This window comes from Parasedimentitalea marina (assembly GCF_004006175.1).
In the GTDB taxonomy this organism is placed as follows: Bacteria; Pseudomonadota; Alphaproteobacteria; order Rhodobacterales; family Rhodobacteraceae; genus Parasedimentitalea; species Parasedimentitalea marina.
In genome coordinates, this window is record NZ_CP033219.1 from 1274921 (window position 1) to 1300930 (window position 26010).

23 protein-coding genes are annotated in these 26010 nt (G+C 56.7%); 10 read left to right on the forward strand and 13 right to left on the reverse strand.

Annotated features, from left to right (window positions below; all coding sequences use genetic code 11):
• Positions 1–65 precede the first annotated feature (65 nt).
• On the forward strand, positions 66–2204 hold the full coding sequence (locus tag EBB79_RS06200) for a DEAD/DEAH box helicase (protein WP_164860750.1): 2139 nt from the start codon (positions 66–68) through the stop codon (positions 2202–2204).
• 158 nt (positions 2205–2362) lie between these two features.
• On the opposite strand, the gene EBB79_RS06205 is transcribed toward EBB79_RS06200, so the two are convergent.
• Positions 2363–2905 carry a winged helix-turn-helix transcriptional regulator gene (locus EBB79_RS06205; protein ID WP_127748094.1) on the reverse strand — a complete coding sequence of 181 codons (543 nt, stop codon included), beginning with the start codon at positions 2903–2905 and terminating at the stop codon, positions 2363–2365.
• Between the two features lie 39 nt (positions 2906–2944).
• Between EBB79_RS06205 and EBB79_RS06210 the strand changes: the two genes are divergently transcribed.
• The gene (locus tag EBB79_RS06210; protein ID WP_127748095.1) at positions 2945–3322 is read left to right on the forward strand and encodes a VOC family protein; all 378 of its coding nucleotides are present in this window, start codon (positions 2945–2947) and stop codon (positions 3320–3322) included.
• Positions 3323–3606: 284 nt separating this feature from the next.
• On the opposite strand, the gene EBB79_RS06215 is transcribed toward EBB79_RS06210, so the two are convergent.
• Positions 3607–4239 carry a DnaJ domain-containing protein gene (locus tag EBB79_RS06215; RefSeq protein ID WP_127748096.1) on the reverse strand — a complete coding sequence of 211 codons (633 nt, stop codon included), beginning with the start codon at positions 4237–4239 and terminating at the stop codon, positions 3607–3609.
• Positions 4240–4344: 105 nt separating this feature from the next.
• Between EBB79_RS06215 and EBB79_RS06220 the strand changes: the two genes are divergently transcribed.
• Entirely contained in the window at positions 4345–4599 is a 255-nt protein-coding gene (locus tag EBB79_RS06220) for a BolA family protein (protein WP_127748097.1), read from the forward strand.
• A 20-nt stretch (positions 4600–4619) separates the two neighbouring features.
• Here EBB79_RS06220 and EBB79_RS06225 read toward each other — a convergent pair whose 3' ends face one another.
• The 4 genes from EBB79_RS06225 to EBB79_RS06240 all read right to left on the reverse strand — a co-directional run bounded on the left by EBB79_RS06225 (position 4620) and on the right by EBB79_RS06240 (position 8970).
• Positions 4620–5096 (reverse strand): DUF4177 domain-containing protein, encoded by a 477-nt coding sequence (locus tag EBB79_RS06225; protein WP_127750901.1) that lies wholly within the window; start codon positions 5094–5096, stop codon positions 4620–4622.
• 167 nt (positions 5097–5263) lie between these two features.
• Complete coding sequence (gene pepT, locus EBB79_RS06230; RefSeq protein ID WP_127748098.1) at positions 5264–6511, reverse strand: peptidase T; 1248 nt, start codon at positions 6509–6511, stop codon at positions 5264–5266.
• A 117-nt stretch (positions 6512–6628) separates the two neighbouring features.
• Positions 6629–8140 carry an Asp-tRNA(Asn)/Glu-tRNA(Gln) amidotransferase subunit GatB gene (gene gatB, locus EBB79_RS06235; protein ID WP_127748099.1) on the reverse strand — a complete coding sequence of 504 codons (1512 nt, stop codon included), beginning with the start codon at positions 8138–8140 and terminating at the stop codon, positions 6629–6631.
• Positions 8141–8235: 95 nt separating this feature from the next.
• Complete coding sequence (locus EBB79_RS06240; protein ID WP_127748100.1) at positions 8236–8970, reverse strand: hypothetical protein; 735 nt, start codon at positions 8968–8970, stop codon at positions 8236–8238.
• A 93-nt stretch (positions 8971–9063) separates the two neighbouring features.
• Here EBB79_RS06240 and EBB79_RS06245 point away from each other — a divergent pair, with 93 nt between their 5' ends.
• Entirely contained in the window at positions 9064–9390 is a 327-nt protein-coding gene (locus tag EBB79_RS06245) for a winged helix-turn-helix transcriptional regulator (protein WP_127748101.1), read from the forward strand.
• A gap of 68 nt (positions 9391–9458) precedes the next feature.
• Here the strand turns inward: EBB79_RS06245 and EBB79_RS06250 are convergent, their stop codons facing one another.
• Together EBB79_RS06250 and EBB79_RS06255 are read right to left on the reverse strand one after the other, a co-directional pair.
• Positions 9459–9857, reverse strand: a complete 399-nt coding sequence (locus EBB79_RS06250) for a hypothetical protein (protein WP_127748102.1) — start codon at positions 9855–9857, stop codon at positions 9459–9461.
• A complete protein-coding gene (locus EBB79_RS06255) occupies positions 9854–10207 on the reverse strand; it encodes a VOC family protein (RefSeq protein WP_127748103.1) in 354 nt (117 codons plus the stop codon). The genes EBB79_RS06250 and EBB79_RS06255 overlap by 4 nt, the downstream gene beginning before the upstream one ends.
• Before the next feature lie 91 nt (positions 10208–10298).
• On the opposite strand from EBB79_RS06255, the gene EBB79_RS06260 reads away from it, so the two are divergent.
• Both EBB79_RS06260 and EBB79_RS06265 read left to right on the forward strand, forming a co-directional pair.
• Positions 10299–10736 (forward strand): winged helix-turn-helix transcriptional regulator, encoded by a 438-nt coding sequence (locus EBB79_RS06260; protein ID WP_127748104.1) that lies wholly within the window; start codon positions 10299–10301, stop codon positions 10734–10736.
• 114 nt (positions 10737–10850) lie between these two features.
• Complete coding sequence (locus tag EBB79_RS06265; protein WP_127748105.1) at positions 10851–13208, forward strand: Tex family protein; 2358 nt, start codon at positions 10851–10853, stop codon at positions 13206–13208.
• Between the two features lie 201 nt (positions 13209–13409).
• Here EBB79_RS06265 and EBB79_RS06270 read toward each other — a convergent pair whose 3' ends face one another.
• From EBB79_RS06270 to pepN, 4 genes are all read right to left on the reverse strand, one after another.
• Positions 13410–14702 carry a hypothetical protein gene (locus tag EBB79_RS06270; protein WP_127748106.1) on the reverse strand — a complete coding sequence of 431 codons (1293 nt, stop codon included), beginning with the start codon at positions 14700–14702 and terminating at the stop codon, positions 13410–13412.
• A gap of 149 nt (positions 14703–14851) precedes the next feature.
• Positions 14852–15283 carry a hypothetical protein gene (locus tag EBB79_RS06275; protein WP_127748107.1) on the reverse strand — a complete coding sequence of 144 codons (432 nt, stop codon included), beginning with the start codon at positions 15281–15283 and terminating at the stop codon, positions 14852–14854.
• A 34-nt stretch (positions 15284–15317) separates the two neighbouring features.
• A complete protein-coding gene (locus EBB79_RS06280) occupies positions 15318–15848 on the reverse strand; it encodes a hypothetical protein (protein WP_127748108.1) in 531 nt (176 codons plus the stop codon).
• Between the two features lie 85 nt (positions 15849–15933).
• Positions 15934–18486: an aminopeptidase N gene (gene pepN, locus EBB79_RS06285; RefSeq protein ID WP_127748109.1), complete on the reverse strand. Its 2553-nt coding sequence runs from the start codon at positions 18484–18486 to the stop codon at positions 15934–15936.
• Positions 18487–18723: 237 nt separating this feature from the next.
• Here pepN and EBB79_RS06290 point away from each other — a divergent pair, with 237 nt between their 5' ends.
• The 4 genes from EBB79_RS06290 to EBB79_RS06305 all read left to right on the forward strand — a co-directional run bounded on the left by EBB79_RS06290 (position 18724) and on the right by EBB79_RS06305 (position 23735).
• Positions 18724–20856 carry a malate synthase G gene (locus EBB79_RS06290; RefSeq protein WP_127750902.1) on the forward strand — a complete coding sequence of 711 codons (2133 nt, stop codon included), beginning with the start codon at positions 18724–18726 and terminating at the stop codon, positions 20854–20856.
• 84 nt (positions 20857–20940) lie between these two features.
• A complete protein-coding gene (locus EBB79_RS06295; protein ID WP_127748110.1) occupies positions 20941–21366 on the forward strand; it encodes a GlcG/HbpS family heme-binding protein in 426 nt (141 codons plus the stop codon).
• Positions 21367–21604: 238 nt separating this feature from the next.
• Positions 21605–22384, forward strand: coding sequence for a gamma-glutamyl-gamma-aminobutyrate hydrolase family protein (locus tag EBB79_RS06300; RefSeq protein ID WP_127748111.1), 780 nt, complete (start codon positions 21605–21607; stop codon positions 22382–22384).
• 316 nt (positions 22385–22700) lie between these two features.
• On the forward strand, positions 22701–23735 hold the full coding sequence (locus EBB79_RS06305; RefSeq protein WP_127748112.1) for a fatty acid desaturase: 1035 nt from the start codon (positions 22701–22703) through the stop codon (positions 23733–23735).
• A 64-nt stretch (positions 23736–23799) separates the two neighbouring features.
• On the opposite strand, the gene EBB79_RS06310 is transcribed toward EBB79_RS06305, so the two are convergent.
• Entirely contained in the window at positions 23800–25869 is a 2070-nt protein-coding gene (locus EBB79_RS06310; RefSeq protein ID WP_127748113.1) for a Hint domain-containing protein, read from the reverse strand.
• Positions 25870–26010 lie beyond the last annotated feature (141 nt).

Consider the following 26010-nt stretch of genomic DNA (forward strand, 5'->3'; position numbering starts at 1 on the left):
TGCCGTCAAAATCTCGGGCTGGCTGTCCCTTTTGCCGTGCCCCGCAGCAAGCGAAAAAGAATATCGTGAAAACAGCACTCGCAGAGGCGCTTCAGGCGCGCGGTTACGAATCGTTGACCCAGGTCCAGCAAGAGGTCAGCAATCCTGATCTTGAGCAGAAGGATTTGTTGGTCTCAGCCCAGACTGGTTCGGGCAAAACAGTGGGCTTTGGCCTGGCCATGGCACCGACCCTATTGGGCGACGACGAAGGTTTTGGTCAGGCAGCCGCGCCGCTGGCGCTGGTCATTGCGCCAACCCGTGAATTGGCCCTTCAGGTCAAGCGCGAGCTGAGCTGGCTGTACCAGGGTGCCGGTGCCCATCTGGCGTCAACCGTCGGCGGTATGGACATGCGCGACGAGCGACGGGCGCTGGATCGCGGCACCCACATCGTTGTGGCCACTCCAGGTCGTCTGCGTGACCACATCATGCGCGGCTCAATTGATCTGACCCAAGTCCGCGCCGTGGTGCTGGACGAAGCGGATGAGATGCTTGACCTGGGTTTCCGCGAAGATCTGGAGTTCATTCTGGGCGAAACTCCGGAAACCCGTCGCACTCTGATGTTCTCGGCCACGGTGCCCAAAGGCATCGCGCGACTGGCTGAAACCTATCTGAAAGATCACCAGCGGATCACTACGGTTGCAGAGAAATCGCAGCACGCGGATATTGATTATCAACTGCTGGCCGTCTCACAGCGTGACGGCGAAAACGCCATCATCAACGTGCTGCGCTATCACGAGGCCCCAAATGCGCTGGTGTTCTGTAACACCCGTGCCATGGTGAACCGCCTGACCACACGTCTGTCGAACCGGGGCTTCTCGGTTGTGGCGCTGTCGGGCGAGCTGTCGCAGGCCGAGCGTTCCAACGCCTTGCAATCTCTGCGCGATGGTCGGGCCAGCGTTTGCGTAGCCACCGACGTGGCCGCACGCGGTATCGATCTTCCCAAGCTGGATCTGGTGGTTCATGCGGAACTGCCAAACAGCCACGAAACCTTGCTGCACCGCTCGGGTCGGACCGGTCGGGCAGGGCGGCACGGTGTGTCTGCGCTCATCGTACCACCTAAATCCCGTGGCAAGGCGATGCGTCTGCTGCGGTCCGCCAAACTGACAGCCGAAGAGCTGAACGCACCAAGCGCGGAAGCTGTTCGTGGTCAGGACGAAGCCCGTATGTTGGGTGATGCGTCGTGGAATGAAGCTGTAACCGATGCAGAAGCCACACCAGTGGCTAACCTGATGGAGACCTTCTCGCCCGAGCAACTGGCCGCAGCCTATCTGCGCCTGTTCCACTCGCGCCACACTGCGCCCGAAGAGTTGAGCGACCCAGGTCAGGACAAGGGCGCCCGCAAGGAGCGCGAGCCCTTTGGTCCGTCTGTCTGGTTCTCGATTGCCGGTGGCCGCGATGCCGGTGCTGAGCCGCGCCGCCTGCTGCCAATGTTGTGCAAGGCCGGTAACCTGTCCAAGGACGATATCGGTGCCATCCGGGTGCAAGGCAAAGAAAGCTATGTGGAACTGCGTCAGAGCAGCGTCGCCGGTTTCCTTAAGGCGCTTGGCGGTACAGAAGTTGAAGGCTCGAAAGTGTCACAGCTGGACAAAGCGCCTGACATCGCCAATTCGCCACGCCCCAAGTTCGAGGGCAACGGCCCGCGCCGGGATGATCGCAAGCCCCGCGGCCCGCGCGAAGACCGTGGCCCACGTGATGACTTTAAATCCCGTGGCCCCCGTGAAGACCGCAAGCCGCGCGAAGACCGCAAGCCCCGCGACGACTATAAACCTCGCGAGGATCGTAAACCCCGCGAGGATATGGGCAAAAAAGGCGGCGACGCCAAATACGGCAACAAGCCGTCTACCCCGCCGGTCGATTGGAACGATGCGCCCGCCCCCCGTGCGAAAAAGCCAAAGGGAGCTGCCAGCAAAGCAGCCAGAAACCCGTCCGAACGCATGGCGCGTCCGGGTGAGGAGCATGTAACCCCACTAAAACGGCGCAAGTCGGGCGATAGCAAACCCTATGCCGGCAAGTCACATAGTGACGGTGATCGCAAAAAAGGTCCGCCTCCCCCCAAGGGCCGGGCTGACAGCAAAAAGAACCGGGCCCGCGCCGCGGCCGCCAAGGGAGGCCCAGCCAAAGGCGGCGGTGGGTATGCCAAAAGCAAGCCTCGCAAGGGGAACTGATGAACAAGGGGCGGTCCAACGGGCCGCCCTTTTTGTTTGATTGGTAGTGCGGAATGCAGAAGTGGGCAGGGCTGGACATTCGCTGTCTTTTGCGTGAACGGCATATTTGTGCGGACTATCCCGAGCTTCGTCACTTATAAACGAGCGTCTGGTTTTTGTTAGACGAAGCTGATTTCAGATGCCGTTGCCTGACTTATCACTTGGCCAGTGTTCACTGCGACGTAAATTGATCTCGGCGGGCGAGCAGTCTCATCAACGCTTCGGCACACCCAGCTTCTGACTTCCATCGTTTTCAACGAATGCGACAATGCTCGATCCGTAATGGAAGGCAAGCTTCGCTTAATGTCATTGAAACGGCTTGGTGTGTGAAGTGATGTCAACACTGGTAGTGTCCATGACCGACGGAGCAAGTCTTGATCTTCATCAGCGGCAATATTCTGAATTTTGTTGGCAATTGCTGCAGCGGATATTCCGAGCGACGTAAGCCGAAATTCTGGACGCAGTGGATGACCATAACCGGGGTTTCGTTCTAACAACCCCATCGTGATCAGATGATCCATGCTTTGTGCGAAAGCGGTCCTGCTCGCGCCAGTTGCCGCCAACAAGGGCGCCTGTCGTCCGGCGATACCTGCGTGCATGTTTGATAAAATGGGTAATGCCCAAGCTCTTGAAGTGATGTTGACAAATAGCTTAATGTTCATAAAGTATAGTTACTATATTTAGAGCTAAAAGGAAAGACCATGTCTCTTATTTCGCCCAATAAAACCATCACTATCTCGCTGTCTGTCAAGGATCGCCACGTAACTGCCGAGTGGTACAGCAGTATGCTGGGATTTGAGACCCTCTACCACGCAGACGAGGCAGGTTGGTCAGAACTTCAAACGAATACAGTTGGAGTAACAATTGGCCTTGGCGAACATACCAAGCCCGCACCCGGCAATTGTGTGCCCGTGTTTGGGATAGCTGATTTGGACGCCGCGAGGCAGAATTTGGAGCAAGCCAAAGTTAAGTTCGATGGCGAGACTGATGTTGTCGAAGGCATGGTCAAGACAGCAACTTTCTATGATCCGGATGGTAACGCTCTCATGCTCGCAGAAGATTTGACAGGCGGATCATAGTCAATCGAGATAGGTGACAGTTCATTTAGCAGCCATTCGACCGGTCCGCAGCATTAGGTAAATTGGGCTCATTCCTGACTTTTGCCGCCGTTTGATCGAAGCGGCGCAAAGTTCCGTTTTTTGCTTCAAGCTGAGCATCATCCGTATGCCTCAACGGCATTAATAGTTTTACTCTTGATAAATATCGCCGGATTGAAACGACATCAGGATCTATCTACCAACCAGTCACCACATACAAAAAAGGGCGGCCCGAGCCGCCCTGATTTCAACACTATTCAATAATCTTATTTTTCTTTGAAGCTTCTGCTGTCTTTGATCTGGTCCCAGGCCCACATCACTTCTTGCAGTTGCTCTTCCTGACTACGGTCACCGCCGTTCATGTCGGGGTGCAGGACTTTGATCAGCTTCTTATAGGCCTTGCGGATCTCGATCTTGGTCCAACCATCATTGGCCTCCAGGATTTCAATAGCACGGCGTTCGGTGGCCGGTAGGCGTTTGCCCGTGCTACCGCCGTTTTTACCGGGGTTCTGAGTGGCATTGGCGCCAAGAACCTGATGGGGGTCCTCGATGCCCAAACGGGCCCAGGCGCGGGCCTCGGGGTCGCCAATGGGGCGGGTTTCACGCTCCCAGACCTTGTCCTTGGACGACTGGGCGTTCAACTCGGCCTCGGTGGTGCCCTCAAAGAAGCTCCACTTGGCGTTGTACTCACGGACGTGCTCCTGGCAGAACCAGAAAAAATCATCCAGCACATCCGGCGCTTTGGGGGCGCGGAACTTTCCCGCCTCCGTGCAACCTTCGTGATGGCATTCACGTACAGAGGTCTCGGACGCGCCCGACATACTGCGCCGCCCGCGCGGGTTTTTCTTTTTGGCGGATCGGACCGACATATCGAAACCGAAAGGATCTGACTTGCTCATGGGGGTGCACCTTCTACGACGCATCTATTCGACTCGGAGCAAACACTTTAATCTACACAGCGGCAGATAGAAGGGGGTAACGAAAATAATATGGGAAATGAGGCTATGAGTATCACACAAGAGATCGAAACGCGGCTGCAAGCGGCATTTGCACCGTCTGAGTTGCAAGTGATCAACGACAGCGACAGTCACCGGGGCCATTCGGGCCACGATGGGTCAGGCGAGAGCCATTTCAACCTGCGCATTCGGGCTGCAGGTTTTGCCGGTAAAAGCCGGGTGCAACGTCACCGCATGGTGCACAGCGCGCTGGGAGATATTGTGCCGCGTATTCACGCGCTGGCGATGGATATTGACGCCTGATCAGAGCAGCGGCAGCAGCATTAGTCGTGCTGCTGCTGGGCGCGTGCTTTTAGGGCAGTGGTGATGCCCGAGACCGGACTTAGTTCTTCAACACCATCATCGGCCACCATCTCGCGGGCGCCGGCGCCGGGGACAGGTATAGCATCTGTGTCGGCCTCGGGGTCGCCTGCGGTTGCAGTCAGGGTGACCGCTTCGGGGGCGTGGACGGGTGCAACTGTGGGGACGGATTCGATTTGAGCAGCGGGCTCAGTTTCTTCGACAGATCCGGTTGGGCGGCGAAATACCATGACATTGCGCCAATTGGTGGTGGACCCGGTCAGGCCCTGACGCTCTTCGCTGGGTAACAACTCAGCGCGCTGGAACTCCCAGCCATCTGCGCCCATGTCGTTCAGCAACTGTTCAATCGTCACGGCAAACCGCCCCTGAGGCGTCTTCACCCCTTTGGCTTTGGTGCCCTTGGCGGGGGCGGGAACAACCTTGTACTCGAACATCATCAGGATCCGGATCGTTTGTGTGTTGTCTGTGTTTAGCAAGTGCGAGGGGGCAGGCCAAGGTGGGAAAGCTGCCTGGCGGGAGTGAGTAGGTATTTTCGGGTTGAAGCTAAGGGGCTTACTTGGGCACCAGACTGCGCTGGCTGCCCAAGTTCATTTTGCCAAAATGAGGCTTATTTACCCAGCTTTTCCGCTGCCAGCGTTGCAAGAGACAAACAAACCTCGGTTGCCTGTGCCATATCCTGCACCGAAACCCACTCTTTTGGTCCGTGGATGCATTGCATGCCGGTAAAGATATTTGGAGTGGGAATTCCCATTTCGGTTAGGCGTGACCCGTCAGTTCCGCCCCGGATCGGGATCGAAACGGGATCGATTCCCTGCGCTTTGGTGGCGGCGTGGGCCAATTCGACCGGGGCCATGTCCTTTTCCAACCAATACCGCATGTTGCGATATTGTGGAGAGATTTCGCAGGTGATGTTGGCGCGTGGCTCAGAGGCTTGTACAGCAGCGCAAACCTGACGCAGCAGATCTCCCTTGGCCTCCAGCCCCTCCATCTCAAAATCACGCAGGATGAATTTCAGCTTCATCTCTGACGAGCCACCGGTCATGTCGGTGGCGTGGATAAAGCCCTCGCGATCATCTGTGGTTTCCGGTGTCATCGTCGCCTGCGGCAGGGTCTGGATGATCTTCGACGCCAGGTGGATGGCGTTGACCATCTTTTCTTTGGCCCAGCCGGGGTGAATGGAAACGCCAGTGACAGTGACTACTGCGCCATCAGCCGAGAAACTTTCATACTCAATCTCGCCGACTTCACCGCCGTCCAGTGTATAGGCAAAATCTGCTGCCAGGTCCATGGGGAGGTCGGCACCGACGCCACGGCCAATTTCTTCGTCCGGGGTGAAGCCGATGCGGATGGGGCCGTGTTGGATATCGGGGTTGTTCAGCAGGTGACGCGCCATGGTCATGATGATGGACACACCGGCCTTGTCATCCGCCCCTAACAGGGTAGTGCCGGATGCGGTGATCAGATCGTGTCCCTGTTTGGTTGCTAGATAGGGGTGTTGAGCCGGGGAAAGCACCAGATCAGGGTCGTCCGGGAAGGTGATATCACCCCCATTGTAACCTTTGATCACCCGTGGTTTGACGCCGGTCGCATTGAACTGTGGCGCCGTGTCCACATGCGCCAGCAAGCCGATGGTTGGGCCAACGGCTGTGCCGGGAATGGTTGCCAGAACCACACCATAGCTGGTCAGCTCCACATCCTGCGCCCCTATCTCGGTCAGCTCATCCTTTAGCAACTTCAGCATGTCGAACTGGATTTCGGTGCTGGGAGCGGTGGGCGAGTCTGCGTCGCTCTGGCTGTCGATGGCCGCGTAGCGGACAAGGCGATCCTGCAGTTCCTGGATGAAGTCGTTGGACATGATTTCTCCTGAATTTTTGCATAGACAACGACTAGCGTGCCCGCGTGTCAAGTTGAGGTGACAAAAGAAAAGGGCGACCCGATGGCCGCCCTTGATTTCCGTGTTGTAACCCGCGGGTTACTCGCCCAGTTTTTGAGCAACCAGTTGGTTCACAGCCTTTGGATTGGCCTTGCCGCCGGTGGCTTTCATCACCTGGCCGACAAACCAGCCTGCCAGTTTTGGGTTGACCTTGACCTTTTCGACCTGTGCCGGGTTGTCGGCAATGATCTGATCCAATGCAGCCTCAATCGCGCCGGTGTCGGTCACCTGCTTCATGCCGCGCGTCTCAACGATTTCAGCTGGTTCGCCGCCTTCGGTATAGACGATTTCAAATAGATCCTTGGCGATCTTGCCGGAAATAACATCCGCCGAGATCAGCTCGATGATACCACCCAATTGCGCCGGAGAGACCGGGCAGCCTGCAATGTCGGCGTCGTCGGCTTTCAGGCGGCCGAACAGCTCGTTGATGACCCAGTTGGCGGCCAGTTTACCATTACGGCCCTCGGCGACGGCCTCAAAATAGGCAGCCGATTCCACATCTGCGGTCAAGACAGAGGCGTCATAGTCGGACAGGCCAAAGTCGCTGATGAACCGTAGTTTCTTGGCGTCTGGCAGCTCGGGCAGGGTGGCGGCAATGGCGTCGACCCACTCTTGCTCGATTTCCAGTGGCAGCAGGTCAGGATCGGGGAAGTAGCGATAGTCATGCGCTTCTTCCTTTGACCGCATCGACCGGGTCTCGCCCTTTTCAACATCATACAGGCGGGTTTCCTGATCGACCTTGCCACCAGCCTCGACAATCGCGATCTGACGACGGGCCTCGACCTCGATGGCCTGCTGAATGAAGCGCATCGAGTTCATGTTCTTGATTTCACAGCGGGTGCCGAGGTGCGAGAAGTCCTGGGTTTCCTGATACTTCTCGTACTGGCCCGGACGGCAGATCGACACGTTCACATCGGCACGCATGTTGCCGTTCTGCATGTTGCCATCACAGGTGCCCAAATACCGCATGATCTGACGCAGCTTGCCAACAAAGGCGGCGGCCTCTTCGGGGCCACGAATGTCAGGGCGGCTGACGATCTCCATCAGGCAGACGCCAACACGGTTCAGGTCAACGAAAGACATGTTCGGATCCATGTCGTGGATCGATTTACCGGCGTCCTGCTCCATGTGGATACGTTCAATGCGCACGTTACGGGCCAGACCGTTGCCCAGTTCAACCAGCACTTCGCCTTCGCCCACGATGGGGTGATACAGCTGCGAGATCTGATAGCCCTGCGGCAGATCCGGGTAGAAATAGTTCTTGCGATCAAAGGCCGAATTCAGGTTGATCTGCGCCTTCAGGCCCAGCCCGGTGCGCACGGCTTGTTCGATGCAGTATTCGTTGATGACGGGCAGCATGCCGGGCATCGCGGAATCCACAAAGGCCACGTTCGAATTCGGCTCGGCGCCAAATTCGGTCGAGGCGCCAGAGAACAGTTTAGCATTAGAGCTGACCTGAGCGTGGACTTCTAGGCCGATGACCAGTTCCCAGTCATGCTTGGCACCCGAGATCACCTTGGGTTTGGGCAGTTCATATGTCAGGTCGAGCATCTCGCACCGGCTCCTTTGATCACGTTTGCCAGCGTTCTAGGCCAGCCAGCGGAGCGGGGCAAGTGGCCAGAGCATTGTCCGGCCACTTGTAGAGGTTATGCGGTAGCGATTTGAGTGCCGCGACGGCGAAGCGCGCCCAAGGAGAACAGTTGGAACGCGATAAAGATCGGCACAAAGTATTCGGGAAACAGCGCCAGAGGATAGGCATTGATAATGTTGGGGCTGTCAAAGGCCATCAGCTGCATGAATCCAACCGAAGTGACGATGCCAAGGCTGACGGCAACAACAAAGTCCAACAATCCGATGATACTAGCACGGCGGACCAGTTGTTCGGCGTTTGCGTCGCCACGGCTCAGAGCGCTTGTGGCCTGAATGGCGGCAATCCCGGCCATGATGTCTCCGATCCCGGCGGGGAGGGCAAATTGCCAGGGGATATCCCCCATTACCCAGCCGATCAGGAAGAACCCACCCATCAGACGTAGGCTTTGGATGCTGATCAGATGAATATGGTCTAGGCCGCCCAGAATGGTCCGCCCGGTTTCTGTCCAACGTCCCAAGGCCCACAGAAGAAATGCACCGCCCAGCAAGGGCATCAGGGCATAGGGTGGATCGGTGGCTTGTAGTGGCGGCATTAGAATACCAGCCTTGGCCAAGTTGACGGATAAGGCGTGCCAGATCCCAAGCAGGGCCGCGATACCGCCAATTGCAACGACTGTCTTGGCCTTGGATAGGCCAGATCGATGAGCGCCAATGGCGATTAAGCCAATGACAAGGGCAGGCAGGATCACGGCAAATACCTGCACATAGTAGGTTGCGATGGTTTCGAACATTGTGGTCTCCGAGCGTAGTGGCTTCAATTATTGTAGTCACTTCAAAATGAGGAGTGACTTCACATTTGCAAGGGACGACCCTAAATAAAATACATGGAACAGGATGAACGTCGAAATTGCCCGATCCAACGGGCATCGAATGTGATGGGCGACCAGTGGTCACTGCTGATCCTGCGCGAGTTCTTTTTGGAGGGGTCGCGAAGGTTTCAGGACTTGCAGGATGTACTGGCAGTGTCGCCCAACACGCTGTCAGGTCGGTTGCGTAAGCTGGAAGAGGGCGGCGTGTTGGAGCGTCGGAAATATTCGCAAAACCCGCCACGCTGGGAATATCACTTGACCGATAGTGGGCAGGCGCTTGGTCCAATGATGACGGCGCTTCGCGTTTGGGGCGCGGAGCATACCCCTGAGCTGCTGGATTGAAGTAGCTGAACTTTGTTTGGCCGATGCACAGCCTATGAAGGCGGCGCATCGGTATTAGAGTTCGGCCTCTATGCGAACTTTCGGTGGATCAATCCCAATAGGATGCCAAACAGTACAAATTGAGACGCACTGGCAGTCGCCTCAACCCTGATCCAGGCCAAAATGGACGGCACGGTGTATTTGGCCGGCTCCGTCAGGACAATGTAAGAGGCGAGAAACAGGCCAAACGCCAAAGAAATGATCATCGCGTCACGCAGGCTTGGCTGTGATGGGCCCCATCGCGACAGAGCAAGGCTTAAGATAAACCCTTGAATGATCATCACGGTAAACCCCATTGGCATTATGGGTGTCTCTCGCAGGAACCCCATTGCGGCAAAGTGATCTGCATTCAGCAGAAAGTGCGAAAACCCCTGAACTGCAAATGTGACCAACATAAAGGCCATTACAGAAATCAAATGCTTGGTCATGGCTTGGCCATTTCACCCCGTTTCCACAACGCCAGCGGAGCATCACCGGGATCTTGCATGAAAGTCGCTGTTCCGGCAGGGCCAATCAGGTTCTCTGCAATGACTTTTGCGCCATTTGTTACGGCATTGGCTACGGCGAGTTCCAGATCCTCGACCTCAATATATGGCACCCATCCGCTGACACCTTCCATGCTGTCACAGGTCGCGGCAAAGGGCAGTTCACCCTCATCAGTCAGAAATGTCATTGGGCCGATGTCATTGGCCGACCAACCGAATGTCTTGCCTAGAAAGTCAGTCGTTTCGTTCCGCTTCGTTCCGATATTGTCGAACCATACAAAGGGTGAGGGCATTTCGTTCTCCGATTCACTTTTATTTTGCAAGTGGATTGTTGGCTGGGCGCTTTCAAATTGCAAGTGAAAATATTTCTGCTAGTTTGGCGTTATGAAAAAGTCTGATAAAATCATGTGGTCCGGATGCCCAGTTCGTTATGCTGCCGGGGTTTTTGGCGACAAATGGTGCTTTGTCCTGCTGAGGGATATTCTGCTGCACGGAAAACGATACTACGGAGAGTTCGCGGCCTCGGAGGAGGGGATATCAACCAACATTCTGGCGGACCGGCTTGCGCGGTTGGAAGACGAAGCAATGGTGACTCGTCATGTGGATCCGAATAAGCGGAGTAAAGTTTTTTATCTACCAACCCGCAAAGCACGTGCCTTATTACCCGCACTTCTGGGCATGATGGTTTGGGCCACCGAATATGACGAGAATACCGAGGCTCCAGCGTCATTTGCAAAAGCATTTCGCGAGGACCCCAAGGCGACTATCGCGTGGTATGAGGCTGAAATAGAACGTTTAAATGCGAAACTTGGTGTGATCTAACGGATAGCAGATCCGCGAGTGGTTGCGAATTCTCTGGCTGTGCGCGCATGACCACTTGGCGGCCTTTGACAGTGGGGGTATGAAGGATGTCCCAACAGACCTGAGGAGGCCGCCGTGGATACCGCCCGCCGTATCGCCCATTCCATTGCCACACAGATCAGTGCCCGCCCCGAGCAGGTGACCTCGGCGGTGACGCTGCTGGATGAAGGATCAACCGTTCCCTTCATCGCCCGCTACCGCAAAGAGGCGACGGGGGGCTTGGATGATACACAGTTGCGGACACTGGCTGACCGGTTGTCCTATCTGCGCGAACTGGAAGCCCGGCGTGTGAGTATTCTGGATGCGATCAAATCGCAGGACAAACTGACCGGGGATCTTGCCAGCGCAATTGCCAAGGCTGAGACCAAGGCGCAATTGGAAGACATCTATCTGCCTTATAAAAAGAAACGCCGGACCAAAGCGATGATCGCGCGTGAAAACGGGCTGGAGGCACTTGCGGATGCGATTCTTGCGGATCGGTCCGTCGCGCCCGAGGCGTTGGCAGAGCGGTATATTTCTGAGGCCGTCGAGACTGTGAAAGACGCGCTGAACGGCGCGCGCGACATATTGGTGGAGCGCTTGACGGAGAACGCCAGCCTGCTGGGAAACCTGCGGAGTTTCTTGCAAAAAGAGGCCTTTTTGACGTCTCGCGTTGTGGACGGACAGCAGGACAAAGGGGCCAAGTTTTCGGATTATTTCGACCATCGTGAGCGCTGGGCTGTTGTGCCGTCGCACCGCGCACTGGCGATGCTGCGCGGATCAAACGAGGGTGTGCTGACACTGGACATCGGACCAGAACCTGAAGAAGGCGTTGCCCGGGCAGAGACTATGGTGGCGGCGCAGTTTCAGGCTGGCGGTAAGGGGCCAGGCGATATCTGGTTGCGTAAAATTTCTGGTTGGGCCTGGCGGGTGAAGCTGAGCCTGTCGATGATGCTGGACCTGATGAGCGATCTGCGTGCACGCTCGCAGGATGAAGCGATCCGGGTATTTGCGCGCAATTTGAAAGACCTGCTGTTTGCGGCTCCGGCCGGTGCGCTGGTGACACTCGGGCTGGACCCGGGCATTCGCACCGGTGTCAAAGCGGCAGTGGTCGATGCGACCGGGAAAATGGTGGGGACAGATACGTTCTACCCTTTTCAGCCAAAGAATGATCTGCGTGGAGCCGAAACGGCGATCCTGAAGCTGGTGGTCCAACACGGGGTTGAGCTGATCGCCATCGGCAATGGCACCGCCAGCCGGGAAACAGAACGTTTGGTTGCGGATGCACTGAAGCTGTTGCCGCCGGGTGTCAAGGCGCCGACCAAGGTGGTGGTCAGCGAGGCTGGAGCCTCGGTCTATTCGGCGTCCGAACTGGCGGCGCGGGAATTCCCGGATCTGGATGTCTCTCTGCGCGGTGCGGTGTCTATTGCGCGAAGGTTGCAGGATCCACTGGCGGAACTGGTCAAGATCGAGCCCAAGTCGATTGGCGTGGGACAGTACCAGCATGATGTCGACCAGCATCAGCTGTCGAAGTCGCTGGAGGCTGTGATCGAGGACGTGGTGAATGGGGTTGGCGTGGACCTGAATATGGCGTCGGCCCCCTTGTTGGCGCATGTCTCGGGACTTGGGCCGGGACTGGCCGAAGCCATTGTAGCGCATCGCGATGTGAACGGTGCATTTGCCTCGCGCAGGGAACTGCTGAAAGTTGCGCGTCTGGGGCCACGGGCGTTTGAGCAATGTGCTGGTTTCCTGCGTATTCGCGATGGGGCTGAGCCGCTGGATGGATCGTCTGTACATCCCGAGGCCTACGGTGTTGCGCGCAAGATCGTAAAGGCTTGTGGGCGGGATCTGCGAGTGTTGGCCAGCGATCCCTCTGCATTGCGGGGTGTGCAGGCCGAGGCGTTTGTGGATGATAAATTCGGCTTGCCGACGGTGCGTGATATTCTGGCCGAGCTGGAAAAACCGGGCCGCGACCCACGTCCCAGTTTCGTCACCGCGACGTTTACCGATGGTATCGAAGACATCAAGGATTTGAAGCCGGGTATGGTGCTGGAGGGCACTGTCACCAATGTTGCGGCCTTTGGCGCCTTTGTGGATATTGGCGTGCATCAGGACGGTTTAGTGCATGTGAGCCAATTGGCAGACCGGTTTGTCAAAGATCCGCATGAGGTGGTGAAGACAGGTGCGGTGGTGAAGGTCACGGTCACCGAGATCGACGTGCCGCGCAAACGCATTGGCCTGACCATGCGCAAGGATGGCGGTGCATCATCGCGAGAAGACCGGGCGGCGCGAGGCAGACCGTCGGACCGTAAGCCGGGTGGAAAACAAGGCGGAGGCGGTCAAGGTGCGCGCGGCAAACAGACGATGTCTGCCGGACCTAAGGCTCAAAAGGGCGGTGGTGATAGTGGAGGCGCGTTGGGTGCAGCGCTTATGGATGCGATGAAAAAGCGCTGACAGCCAATAGTTACGTTGTCAGGGCCTTTTGCCCTGACGCGTCCCACTACTGGTTCACTACCAGTTTCAATGGTGCTGGTTCTATATGAGCTATTTTAGCAACGAGAACCACAGGTGCATTCTTGTTGCTGGCGTTTCGCAAATCCAAATCCTGCGCATTGCGAACCCGTGGCACTTTTGCTCGGCGTTGTGATTGGATGTTCAGACATGGGTCAGTTGGGGACCCTCGGCGGTGAACGTGACTTTGTGACCCCGATCGATTTCCTCGCGGAACAGATCTGCAATAATTTGCAAGGCATCGGCGCGGCCACGGGCCGCAAATCGGCTGGCGGAGGTAATTCTGGCATTGTTGTCAAACCCGTCAGCGGCGTGGGCCCAGATCAACGGATGCAATTCATATAGGTGGTCCCTGACCAGCCAATCTGCGGCCTCGGCAATTTGCAAGCGCGGTAAATCGGCCTGCTCACACAGTCCCAGACCATTGCTCAGGGCTACTGAACAGTAGGAGGCAAGCAGATTGATCATCTCCTGGGTTGGGCGGGTTTCTACGATGTCATGCAGCCCGTCGAGGAAAAACTCGACATCAACCTGCGCACAGGCCTGTTCGTCATTAGAAATGGCATCGAAATAGACCCATGTGTAGCCACCAGCACCCCAGATAGACTCGGTGCGGGAAGCCGTGCGGCGCGCCTCAAGTTCGAGAGCCGCATAAGTACCGGACCAGCGCGGTAGCATATGATTGCCAAGAGCACGGAAGTGACGGCTGTCCGTAGGGTCGAGATTGATCAGACGCTCATAGTCATTGGCGACAGTGATCGCGTCCGTGCAGTTGCCCTGTAACATGGCGCAGCTGGTCGCCGCCAGAAACGGGCTGCTCAGTTGTGTGCTGTTGAACGGGGCCAGCAGGGCTGCGGCGCGATCAAAATGGGCCGACCAGCGCTGTCGGTTGACGGGCGGAAGTGTGTTTTCCCAACCGGTGCCACGCCAGACCCAACCAATGTCGATATGGGCCAAAGCCACTACACCTGCGATATAGGGATCGTTTCGGTACGGCATCCGCACCGCCTCGAGGGCCATAATGCCGTCGATTAGCGGGCGGGAGTCCGCCGTGTGGCCTTCGCCAAGGGCATGTTCAACGGCATTGACCACATCCGCGCGGGCCCCATATGCAAGCAGATCCGACACCGGCATGCCGCCTGGGGTTTTGTCTCGACCCTTGTCTGCGGCTTCGATTTCGGCCGACAGCTCATCCCAGCGCTCTTGTCTGGCTAAATATTGACCACGTGCCTGAGCGTCGCGGCATGCAATGTCATCTGCGCCTTGGTCCATAACGGGGATTGATAAGCAGTCCTCGGGGCGGATGCGTGAAAATGTGGTGTCAACGGGATGAGCCCGCGCGACCATCTGTTCCTTCTGGGGCAGGCCGAACCGACTCTTGAAGGGATTGACCATTCGAGAGATGGTATCTCGCGCCTGTCGGGAGAGGTTGAGCATCAGCAATATCCGGTTAGGTGGCAGCAGAATTTGTTGAGCTACCATCCCTCGGCAATGGGGCGCAAAAAGGGCAAGGATGGGGAGTTTCGGGTTTTGAATTGGGGTATTCGCGTGACGCGGTCCAGGGATGCATCACTTGGGGCGCAGTATCAAAAGACCCTAAAGTGATGTCGCCGAGTTTGAATGCCGCGCGCCTGCAGTTCTGGTTCAAGCTGGCGATGCGGCGGGACCACCTGCGGCGGCAAACGCAGCTTTTTACCACTGTCCAGGATGAAGGTGACCCGTACGGAAAAGTCCCATCTGGTGTCGAAACGGGCGAGTTTCACCTTATTCAGGGCCAATTTTCCGGTTTGTTGGCCGCTGTACCACTCTATTTGGTCCGGGCCGAGCGAAAGACCGGAGAGAGTATCGCGCCAATAGTCCCAAGCGGCTGGTAATGTTGGCAATGCCAAAACGGTGACGATCCACCAGCTGGCATCAATGGTGAAATGAAGAGCAATTAGAACCGCATAGACTGTGACCAGAATCGCAATGAGCTGAGGAGAGCGGGAATTTCTGGAAAAATTGAAGTTTTCGCTCATTGGCGACCTCCGGTCTGCTGGCATTGGGCAACTGTTACGATCTGGATATCCGAAAGGCGGTCCGCAGATCGTCCAGTGCTTCTGTCTGGCGCTGGCTAAGTCCACTGTCTGCCAAGCAACCTTTGATGATCGACATCAAAGGTTGCAGTGCCTCTGCGCCACTGAGCCTATAGACCTTGCGGGACAATCTGGAGACTGCGGCATCTGTTCCGCCGCATTGCGAGACCAGCCAGCGGCCCAGAACAATGGCTTCTTCTGCCGCGTCGCTGTCCATGTGCAGTTGAGTTTGCAACTGAAAAGTCAATTTGCTGCGCTGTTCACGGGTCGGCAGACCGTCAAGTTCCTGGAAGGCAATCGCCAAGGCAGCGATCGCGAGGTTGCTGTCCTCGACGTTCTCAACTGGATGCACGTTGGTTTTGCGGCGAAAGCCGAACCGCCGTGCGGCCAGTTGGACATCCTTTGCAACATCCACCAGATCACCGGCCAGATGGGCCGCATTGCGGGCGCGGTTCAGAAAGAAATAGACCGTGGTGGCGATCCCGATAATGGCAATAAGAAGGGGCACTATATGAACTCCAGAAATTGAGGCGCGTAAAATACCCATCCAGATTGACCTGTGAATTTGCGGCGTTTCAACCGCTAAATCGCGGCTAGCCGTTCAGAATCCTTGTCACCATCTCATTTGTGTCCCGGCTGAGGTTTTCTGTTGCCGCGATTCGGTCCAACTGGCTGCGGATCAAATCCTGACGGGGCTGGTCATAGCGCTTCCAGCTCTGAAAGACCGAGCACATGCGGGCCGTTGTCTGCGGGTTCAGGGCATCCAGTGCGATCAGTTTGTCGGCCAGAAGTTGATAGCCTGCGCCACCGGCGTAGTGAAAGCCAGCCTGGTTCATGGCCAGTGCGCCCATCACGGCACGAAACCGGTTTGGGTTTTTCATGTCAAACAGGGCATGGTTGGTTAGGGATTCGGCCAGACCCGCAGCCTTGGCTGGGGCGGCGCAGGCGATCTGCAGACCAAACCATTTGTCCATCACCAACCGGTCCCCTTTCCATTGTTCAAAGAAGGCCTGCGATTGGCTTGTGCCTTTCTCTGCTTTCAGCAAGCTGGCCAATGCGGCGTTTTGCACGGTCATATTGTCTGCTGCAGCATACTGACGGGCCGCTTGATCGCCACCATCGAGACGGGTCAGCAAGGACAAGATACGCGCGTTCAGGTCTCGTTTGCCCGCACTTGCAGCGTCGGGGCTGTAGTCCCCTTGCACAGTGGTGTCGGCATAAAGACGGGGCAGGCTGTCGGTCAACGCCTCGGCCAGGGTCTGGGTAAAGGTTTCAGCGGCGTTATATATGGCCTGTGGATCAGGTGTGTGACCGCGCTCAAACAGGGTTTGGGCCAGATCCGACTGACTGGGGGGCGACAAGACCAGCGAGCGGAAGGCCGGGTCAAGACTGTCATCGCGGACCAGTTTGGTCAGTGCATCCAGATAGTCAGTGTCCGGTGCGGCGCCGTCCAGCACCATGGCAATGCGCGATTCCTTGGCCAATGCGTTGCCCGCTTCCCATCGGTTGAACGGATCGCTGTCATGAGCCAGCAGAAAGGCACGCTCGGCGTTGGTTGTTTCACGTTGCAGGATCACCGGGGCGGAAAACTCGCGCAGGATCGAGGGGACGGGTTTGGTGGATAAGCCTTCGAAGGTGAAGCTCTGCTTGGATTCGGTCAGCTCTAACACCTGAGTGGCCTGGACCTCGTCGCCGTTCTGGCCCAACAAGCCCACGGCTACGGGTATGACACGGGGGTCTTTGTCGGGTTGACCCGGTGTGGGCGGCGTCGATTGTTCCAGCGTCAGGGTATAGGTGCCATCGGCGTAAGCTTCAGTTGCCGTGATCCGCGGGGTGCCGGCCTGACTGTACCACAGCTTGAACTGGCTAAGATCGCGGCCGGTGCTGTCCTCAAAGACCTGCAGCCAATCCTCGATGGTACAGGCCTGACCGTCGTGGCGGGTAAAGTACAAAGCCACCGCCTTGGCGTAGGCCTCATCGCCGACCAGACGTTTCAGCATGCCGATCACCTCGGCGCCTTTTTCATAAATGGTGGCAGTGTAGAAGTTGTTGATTTCCTGGAAACTATCGGGCCGGACCTGATGCGCCAGCGGGCCGTTGTCCTCGGCGAACTGGCGACCACGCAGATCGATCACATCCGAGATACGTTTGACAGAGGCAGAACGCATATCAGAAGTGAACTGGCTGTCGCGGAACACCGTCAGCCCTTCTTTCAGGCACAGTTGAAACCAGTCACGGCAGGTGATGCGGTTGCCGGTCCAGTTGTGGAAATATTCATGCGCGATGATCGCCTCGATGCGCTCAAAATTGGCATCGGTCGAGGTTTCGGGTGAGGCCAAGACACAAGAGGAGTTGAAGACGTTCAGCCCTTTGTTTTCCATTGCACCCATGTTGAAGTCGTCAACGGCGACGATGTTAAAGATGTCGAGGTCATATTCCAGACCATAGACCTCTTCATCCCAGGTCATCGACTTTTTCAAGGCTTCCATGCCAAAGGCGCATTTGCCCTCGTCACCGGGGCGCACCCAGATGTTCAGCTCGACGTCTTTGCCAGACGCGGTGGTGAAGCTGTCGGGGTGGTTGATCAGATCGCCAGCCACCAGTGCAAACAGATAGGCGGGTTTGGGCCATGGGTCGTGCCATTCTGCCCATCCATCACCGTTGTCGGTTGGATTTCCGTTGGACAACAGGACCTTCTCGTCGCCTTCAATTCTGACAGTAAAGATGCTCATCACGTCGGGGCGGTCGGGGTAATAGGTGATTTTGCGAAAACCCTCGGCCTCGCACTGGGTACAATACATGCCATTCGACATATACAGACCTTCAAGTGCGGTATTGCCGGCCGGGTCAATCTCGACCTCGGCTTCCCAGACGAATGGGGCGTCAGGGGTATCGCAGGTCAGCCCCTGCGGGGTGACCTCGGGGGACACGGGTTGGCCGTCGATTTTGGCAGCGATCAGTTTCAGCTGCTCGCCGTGCAGAAAGAATCGTTTGTCCGTGGCATCAGGCAGAGGGGTAAATTCGATGCGGCTGACCACGCGGGTGGTCGTGGGGGACAGGTGAAAGGTGAGGTGAACCGAATCTACCTGATAGCCAAACGGGGTGTAGTCCTTGAGATAGATCGTCTGAGGGGCCGGTTCGGTCATGTCACTCTCCTTGGTCACGCTGTGGCACAGGTGTACCGCAAGGCCGCGCAACTGCAAGTGGATAGGAGTAATTAGCCAGGTCCAAGACCTTGGCATTTGGTCAGAGACCGACTGCAACGGGTATTTTTGCAGCAGATAGAGGCGGAATATTGGATTTTTTGAGTGTCGGTTTGTTGCTGATAGGAAATATATGTTCTAAGGAGGCGCGGAATACAATTGTATACCGTAGGGGAAATGATGACACTTCGGGTCGAAAAGCAGGGGTTGCAAGTCGCAGCTGAATACGTCGATTTCATTGAAAAGGCAGCTTTGCCGGGCACTGGCGTGGCGGCGGATACCTTCTGGCAGGGGTTGAGCAACCTTGTGCATGAACTGGGTCCTGAAAACCGGGCTCTGCTGGCCAAACGTAAGGACTTGCAGGGTCAGATCGATGCTTGGCATATCTCCCGCCGCGGACAGGCGCATGACGCCGAGGCCTACACGGCATTTCTGCGCGAGATCGGATATTTGCTGCCCGAGGGCGCCGATTTCGAGATCGAGACGCAAAACGTGGATCCCGAGATCGCCGAAGTGCCGGGCGCGCAACTGGTGGTGCCGATCACCAATGCTCGTTTTGCCCTGAACGCGGCGAACGCACGTTGGGGCTCTTTGTATGATGCGCTGTATGGCACCGATGCTATGGGCGATCTACCACAGGGCAAAGGGTACGATGCGGCGCGGGGCGCACGGGTAGTAGCCTGGGGGCGTGACTTTCTGGATGCGAACTTTGCGTTGGCAAGCGGGTCCTGGGCCGATGTCGCTGAACTGTCTGTTGTTGACGGAGCACTGGTGCCGTCGCTTGGCACTGTTGCAGGTTTTGCCGGACATGTTGGCGAGGCTGCGGCGCCATCGCGGGTTCTGCTGAAAAACAACGGTCTGCATGTGATCATCGAGATCGATGCTGCGGGTAATATCGGCAAGGATGATCCAGCAGGGATCAACGACATCACGCTGGAATCAGCGATGTCGACAATCATGGACTGCGAAGACAGTGTTGCCGCGGTTGATGCGACAGACAAGGTTCTGGCCTATTCCAACTGGTTGGGCCTGATGAAGCGCGATCTGAGCGAAGAGATCGTCAAAGGCGACAAGACATTTACACGGGTCTTGAACCAGGATGTTCAGTTCACCGCGCCGGATGGGGCCGAGGCTTCGCTGAAGGGCCGGGCGCTGTTGCTGGTGCGCAATGTTGGGCATCTGATGACCAACCCGGCGGTGTTGGATCGCGACGGTCTGGAGATTGGCGAAGGTCTTCTAGATGCGATGACCACAGCGATGATCGCGATGCATGATCTGCAGGCGATCAGCGGCAACTCGGCGCATGGGTCGGTCTATGTGGTCAAGCCCAAGATGCATGGCCCCGAAGAAGTGGCATTTGCCTGCCGGATCTTTGATCATGTGGAGCAGGCGCTGGGCCTGGCGCCAAATACTGTCAAAATCGGCATTATGGACGAAGAGCGCCGCACCAGCGCGAACCTGAAAGAGTGTATCCGGGCGGCGAAGTCCCGGGTGGCCTTCATCAACACAGGGTTCCTGGACCGCACCGGCGATGAGATCCACACCTCGATGGAGGCGGGCGCGATGATGCCCAAAGGCGAGATGAAGACCACGCCCTGGATTACATCCTACGAAGACCGCAACGTTGATATTGGCCTGGCCTGTGGGCTGAAGGGCAAAGCGCAGATTGGCAAGGGCATGTGGGCCATGCCGGATCTGATGGCGGCGATGCTAGAGGCTAAGGTTGGCCATCCTATGGCTGGGGCAACCTGTGCCTGGGTGCCATCGCCAACAGCGGCGACCCTGCACGCGACCCATTATCACAAGGTGGATGTGCTGGCCGTGCAGGACGGTTTGAAGGCCGGTGGCGCACGGGGATCGCTGCAGGACCTGTTGACGATCCCGGTTAAGACGGGCGAAAACCTGTCAGAGGATGAGATCCGCCAGGAGATTGAGAACAACGCGCAGGGTATCCTTGGCTATGTGGTGCGTTGGATTGATCATGGGGTTGGCTGCTCGAAGGTGCCGGATATCCATGATGTTGGGCTGATGGAAGACCGGGCGACCTGTCGGATTTCCAGCCAGGCGCTGGCGAATTGGCTGCATCACGGTGTGGTTGACGAGGCGCAGGTCATGGCAGCGATGCAGAAAATGGCGGCCGTGGTGGATGCACAGAATGCAGCAGATGCCGACTATCAGGCGATGGCTCCTGGGTTTGACGGCATTGCCTTTCAGGCGGCCAGTGATCTTGTGTTCAAAGGTCGAGTTCAGCCGTCGGGTTATACTGAACCAGTGCTGCATGCGCGGCGTCTGGAGCTGAAAGCCGCAGGTTGAGTCTTTTGATGAGAGGAACGAGGGGGCTGTCTGCCCCCTCGTACTCCCCCGAGGATATTTAGGGCCAGATGAAAGGGATCTATTATGGCTGTTTCTTTGCGCGACGCGCGGACTATTATTGAAAAGGCACTGGAAAAAGGTCGTGCGCTAGACCTGAACCCCTTGTCCGTTGTAGTGCTGGATGCTGGCGGGCATGTACAGGCCTTTGAACGTGAAGATGGCGCCGCGCCGGGGCGGTTTTCCATCGCCCATGGTAAAGCCTACGGTGCGGTGATGTTGGGCATGGCGGGAAGTGCCCAGATGGCACGGGCCGAGGCGCAGGGATATTTCATGGCAGCGGTAAACGGAGTTTTCGGCGGACAGGTTATTCCGGTTCCGGGTGGCGTGCTGGTGCGCGACGATGCCGGTGTGGTGATTGGTGCGGTTGGGGTAACAGGCGACACCTCGGACAATGATGCAATTGCCGCATTGTTTGGAATAGAAGCCGCTGGTTTGGCGGGCGAAATCTAATCCCGCTGTCTTATTGAGGTTTGGGTCACCTGACCGGACACCACCCACATTGCTGACAAGGCGGTGTGGGTGTTTGCTTTTGCGGACTAATAGTTCGGTGATCGGCTTCAATCTTTGGGGTGACCGAAAACATAGTCTCTGTGCAGCGATGAACATCCGACTGCGCCGTGTTGGGGAGTTGCGAAGCATATCATCTTGGCGCTAGGTTCACACGACTGGCTACAAACTGAGAACCACTATGACACGCCCCCGCGTCGGTATTATCGGCAATTCCTACCTGATCAATGATCAATATCCTGCCCACGCGGGCGGCACCATGAATTCCGAGGCTGTGGCCGAGGTGGCGGGGTGTATGCCCCTGTTAATTCCATCTGATCCGCGCTTTTTGTCAGTCGAAGAGCTTTTGGAAACCTTTGACGGATTTTTGCTGACCGGTGGTCGCCCCAACGTGCATCCTCAGGAGTACGGCGAGGCCGAGACCGCAGCCCATGGAGCGTTTGATCGGGCGCGCGATGCAATTGCGCTGCCACTGGTTCGGGCCTGCGTGGAGCGGGGACAACCATTCTTTGGCATTTGCCGCGGGTTCCAAGAGGTGAATGTGGCGCTGGGTGGCACATTATACCCCGAGATCCGCGATCTGCCGGGACGGATGAACCACAGGATGCCTCCCAATGGCAGCCTGGAAGAGAAATTTGCTCTGCGCCATGTTGTGGAAATGAGCGACGGCGGTGTGTTTCACAAAATGTTGGGTGCGCGTGAGGTGATGACAAACACTTTGCACGGGCAGGGCATCAAAACCCCGGGCGCACGCATTGTCATCGATGGCACTGCCAAGGATGGCACGCCTGAGGCCACATATGTCAGGGATGCGCCGGGATTTTCGTTGGCTGTGCAATGGCACCCAGAGTGGGATGCGATAAATGACCCGGTGTCTCGGCCTCTTTTTCAGGCCTTTGGAGCGGCGGTGCATGCCTGGGCTGCGGGAGAGCGAGCTGGAGGCCAATTGAATTCAGCCTGATCCATGGGGTGGTTTTTGCGGTCGACGTTGCAGATTAAAAAATCGCAAATTGGTGTTGTCTGGTATTTTGGTCTGTCCCAAAGTTTCAAAAATTGAACTGTAGTGACAGTAGATGTGAGTGGTTTGAAGTAATTTTTTAAATTTCTCCACTTTTTGATGCTTGCGTGGGTTTGCCGTATCAGGGCGAGGGGGATGAGTTGCACCGTGACATTAAGTCAGCAAACCTCTGCCGTAACACCTGTTTTCGTTCAAATTTTACTTGCTATGACGCTCTGGTAGTTTATCCGGATGCTAAGCAACGACAAAAAGCAGGCGCATGACCCAATCCACTGATCAATCCCGGACGCAACCCGGCGCGCTTTCAGCGCGCGATTGGGTTAAAACATTGGCCAAATACCGTGAGCCGAACCAGTTGCGAAGCGCCTTTGAGCTGGCCGTGACTGTTGGCCCTTTTGTCTTACTCTGGGCACTGGCCTGGTGGTCGATGTCGATCAGTTACTGGCTGACGTTTGGAATTTCACTGGTCAATGCCCTGTTCTTGCTGCGCCTGTTTACAATTCAGCATGATTGCGGCCATGGCTCGTTCTTTAAAAACCGCTATGTCAGTGACTGGGTTGGACGTATTATCGGAGTGCTGACGCTGACACCCTACGACGTGTGGCGCCGTACTCATTCGGCACATCACAGTGCGTCTGGAAACTTGGGTAAACGGGGAATGGGCGATATCCACACTTTGACTGTTGCCGAGTATAACGAACTTAATGGCTTTAACCGCCTGATGTACCGGGTTTATCGTAACCCAGTGACCCTGTTCGGATTTGGACCCAGCTATTTGTTCTTTGTGCAGAACCGGGTTCCATTGGGACTGATGAACAGCCTGCGTTACTGGGTCAGCGCCATGGGCACCAACGTTGCGATTGTCGTGGCATTGCTGGTGATCTGGTATTTTGGCGGTCTGGCCCCTGTGCTGCTGATCTTTGTGCCTTCGACCCTGTTGGCAGCGACTGCTGGCATGTGGCTGTTTTATGTGCAGCACCAGTTTGAAGACACCCGCTGGGAGCAGGACGAGGACTGGCAGCTGCATGATGCCGCGCTGCATGGCAGCTCGCACTATGTCCTGCCATCTGTGCTGCAGTGGTTCAGCGCCAATATCGGCATTCACCATGTGCACCACCTGTACAGCCGGATCCCGTTCTATCGGCTGACAGAGGTGTTGCGCGACCACAATGTGTTGGCCGAAAGCAACAAGATGACTGTCCGCGAAAGCCTGGCTTGTGCGCGACTACATCTGTGGGATGAGAAAAGCAGCCAACTGCTGTCGTTTTCGCAGGCGCGGCTGATGTATGGCTAACTGGTCAGGATGACCACTGATTTTCTAAAAGCACCGCAACCCGAAAGGGCTGCGGTGCTTTTATTTAGGCCGCGAGCAGCTGGCCTTCGTGTGACTTGAGGCACAGGCGAGCGGTATCGCCAAAGGCACCCGCATGGCTGCGAAGCTCGGGGAACAGAGTGAACATTTCATCCCGCCCAGCGTCGCTGAGGGCGCCCAGGGCCTGATCGCCGGGGTAGAAGCTTTCTGTGGGCGCCCCATTGGCATAGATCACCTGGTGCTGGTCCAACATAAGATGCGTATATGTGACCAGACCGCCCGTGCGGCGGGTGACGGCCGGGCTGCCCAGCAGGTGTTGCGCCGCTACCAGCACCTCGTCGCTGCCAAACAGCATCTGGGCGCGTGCGCCGCTCCACAGCAGCCGGTGTTGTGGCGACACGAGCAGCGAGGCGCTGGCATCAGGCAATAGGGCCTGTGAGATCTCGATCGGTGCAAAGCTGCCTTGGGCGGCTACAGTGCGGCTGCCGACCCATCGCAGCGGTTGCAGGCCATGATCGCGGGTGACGATCAGATCGCCAATGGACAGTGTCTCGATGGGACGAGGGCCATAGGCTGTGTCGATCAGGGTGCCGGGGGTAAAACAGATGATGTTTTCGATCCCCGAGAAGGTCACCAGGGTCCCATCGAGCAATTCTACGGTGCCGGCCATCTCATCCACAGTGTTTGTGGTCAGGATCAGAGTTGAAAGATCCGCATTTCCGTTCAAATCCAGAGTATCGCCGCCGGTTTCGCCTCCCTCGCCCCCGTCAATGGTAATCGTTGAGCTTCCTGCGTCGCCAGTGTCTGTCAGAATGAAAAGATCGTCGCCATCACCGCCTTGGGCACTGTCGCCTTCGCCGGTGTTGATCGTGTCATTCCCGCTGCCTCCGTCCAGCGTGTCGCTACCTTGGCCGCCTGAAATCAGATCATCACCGCCCTCGCCAAAAATCGCATCATTGCCCAGGCCGCCGTTTAGCTCGTCATTGCCGGGTGGATTTGCAATGGTGTCAAAGAACACGTCACTGACCCAGACCGCCTGAGTCCCGTCGAGTCCGTTTTCGTAGATGATTTCGATTTCAGCAACGGGACCGGCGATTTCGACCAACATTGAGCCGGTTTGATCTGCTGCACTTTCGCCGGCATTGCCCGCAGTGACAGTATTGCCGCTGATTGTATCCGTGTTGGCACCGTTGTCTGCCACTGTCAGGGTCACCGAAACAGGATTGCCATCAGCATCGTATGCATTGACCGTTACAACGTCACGGTGATTACCCGAGCCAAAGTCGATGTCACTGATGCGGAAAACAACGTTTTCGACCTCGTCCATCACATCCGAGCTGCTATTGGCCGCAAAGTTGATGGTGGTGGTCGATGTCGCCCCGTCACCATTACCGTATAGATATAACGAGGAGGTGTCGTTGAAGCTCTCGCCTCCGCCGACATAGATTGTGTCACTGGTTTCAAGAGAGAACTGAGGTGAATTATTGCCATCACTGGAAAAGCTGACTGAAACGTCGACTTGTCCTGTGGTTTGAGTGAACCCCGAGCTGATGTCTTGCTCATCACTGCCCTGGGCGTCCCAGTTCAGCGATTCAACCGTCGAGACGCTACCGTCACCATAAATGATGTCATCTCCGGTGCCGCCGTTTACGGTGTCGTTGCCGCTGCCACCATAGACCCAGTCGTTGCCGGGGCCGGTTCTGATGTCGTCATTACCCGCATTGCCATAAACAAGGTCTGCATTGTCTGGCGTATCATTGACGCTATCACCGTCGCTGTCGGTGTAACTGCCGTTGATAACATCATCACCTGAGGTCCCATCAACCTGGTGACTGGGAATGGCGCTGTAGCTGGGGGCCGTAACAACATCGGCGCTGGTTAGGGTGTCGACCTCGCCATAGGACGGAACGAAATAGACATTGCCATCTGAGGCGAGATAATACTGGCCGGGCTCTAACGTGTCCGTGTAACTGGTGCCACCGTCGACACCGGTAAAGACCCACTGGCCTGATCCCAGGTCGGTGTCGGTGGCAAAAGATGTCCATGCGCCGCCTATGACGTCATCGACGCCTAGGGCTCCGTCTGCACCTAGGGATACCAGATAACCGCTTGGCATGGATCGACCTCACTTCTGTGTCGCCGGGACTCGGCGTTAGGGATTTGTTAACCTTGTTAGAGACCCTGAGTGGCCGAAATTTGTGCGCAACATGATGACTTTGCGGCGCGATGCCTAACCTATGCCGCAATTCCTGCGACG

What these genes read in the sequence shown, in the direction of transcription:
- EBB79_RS06205 (WP_127748094.1), bottom strand. Translation starts at nt 2,905, where the DNA reads ATGAACATTAAGCTATTTGTCAACATCACTTCAAGAGCTTGGGCATTA.
- EBB79_RS06210 (WP_127748095.1), top strand. Translation starts at nt 2,945, where the DNA reads ATGTCTCTTATTTCGCCCAATAAAACCATCACTATCTCGCTGTCTGTC.
- EBB79_RS06215 (WP_127748096.1), bottom strand. Translation starts at nt 4,239, where the DNA reads ATGAGCAAGTCAGATCCTTTCGGTTTCGATATGTCGGTCCGATCCGCC.
- EBB79_RS06220 (WP_127748097.1), top strand. Translation starts at nt 4,345, where the DNA reads ATGAGTATCACACAAGAGATCGAAACGCGGCTGCAAGCGGCATTTGCA.
- pepT (WP_127748098.1), bottom strand. Translation starts at nt 6,511, where the DNA reads ATGTCCAACGACTTCATCCAGGAACTGCAGGATCGCCTTGTCCGCTAC.
- gatB (WP_127748099.1), bottom strand. Translation starts at nt 8,140, where the DNA reads ATGCTCGACCTGACATATGAACTGCCCAAACCCAAGGTGATCTCGGGT.
- EBB79_RS06240 (WP_127748100.1), bottom strand. Translation starts at nt 8,970, where the DNA reads ATGTTCGAAACCATCGCAACCTACTATGTGCAGGTATTTGCCGTGATC.
- EBB79_RS06245 (WP_127748101.1), top strand. Translation starts at nt 9,064, where the DNA reads ATGGAACAGGATGAACGTCGAAATTGCCCGATCCAACGGGCATCGAAT.
- EBB79_RS06250 (WP_127748102.1), bottom strand. Translation starts at nt 9,857, where the DNA reads ATGACCAAGCATTTGATTTCTGTAATGGCCTTTATGTTGGTCACATTT.
- EBB79_RS06255 (WP_127748103.1), bottom strand. Translation starts at nt 10,207, where the DNA reads ATGCCCTCACCCTTTGTATGGTTCGACAATATCGGAACGAAGCGGAAC.
- EBB79_RS06260 (WP_127748104.1), top strand. Translation starts at nt 10,299, where the DNA reads ATGAAAAAGTCTGATAAAATCATGTGGTCCGGATGCCCAGTTCGTTAT.
- EBB79_RS06270 (WP_127748106.1), bottom strand. Translation starts at nt 14,702, where the DNA reads ATGCTCAACCTCTCCCGACAGGCGCGAGATACCATCTCTCGAATGGTC.
- EBB79_RS06275 (WP_127748107.1), bottom strand. Translation starts at nt 15,283, where the DNA reads ATGAGCGAAAACTTCAATTTTTCCAGAAATTCCCGCTCTCCTCAGCTC.
- pepN (WP_127748109.1), bottom strand. Translation starts at nt 18,486, where the DNA reads ATGACCGAACCGGCCCCTCAGACGATCTATCTCAAGGACTACACCCCG.
- EBB79_RS06290 (WP_127750902.1), top strand. Translation starts at nt 18,724, where the DNA reads ATGACACTTCGGGTCGAAAAGCAGGGGTTGCAAGTCGCAGCTGAATAC.
- EBB79_RS06295 (WP_127748110.1), top strand. Translation starts at nt 20,941, where the DNA reads ATGGCTGTTTCTTTGCGCGACGCGCGGACTATTATTGAAAAGGCACTG.
- EBB79_RS06300 (WP_127748111.1), top strand. Translation starts at nt 21,605, where the DNA reads ATGACACGCCCCCGCGTCGGTATTATCGGCAATTCCTACCTGATCAAT.
- EBB79_RS06305 (WP_127748112.1), top strand. Translation starts at nt 22,701, where the DNA reads ATGACCCAATCCACTGATCAATCCCGGACGCAACCCGGCGCGCTTTCA.
- EBB79_RS06310 (WP_127748113.1), bottom strand. Translation starts at nt 25,869, where the DNA reads ATGCCAAGCGGTTATCTGGTATCCCTAGGTGCAGACGGAGCCCTAGGC.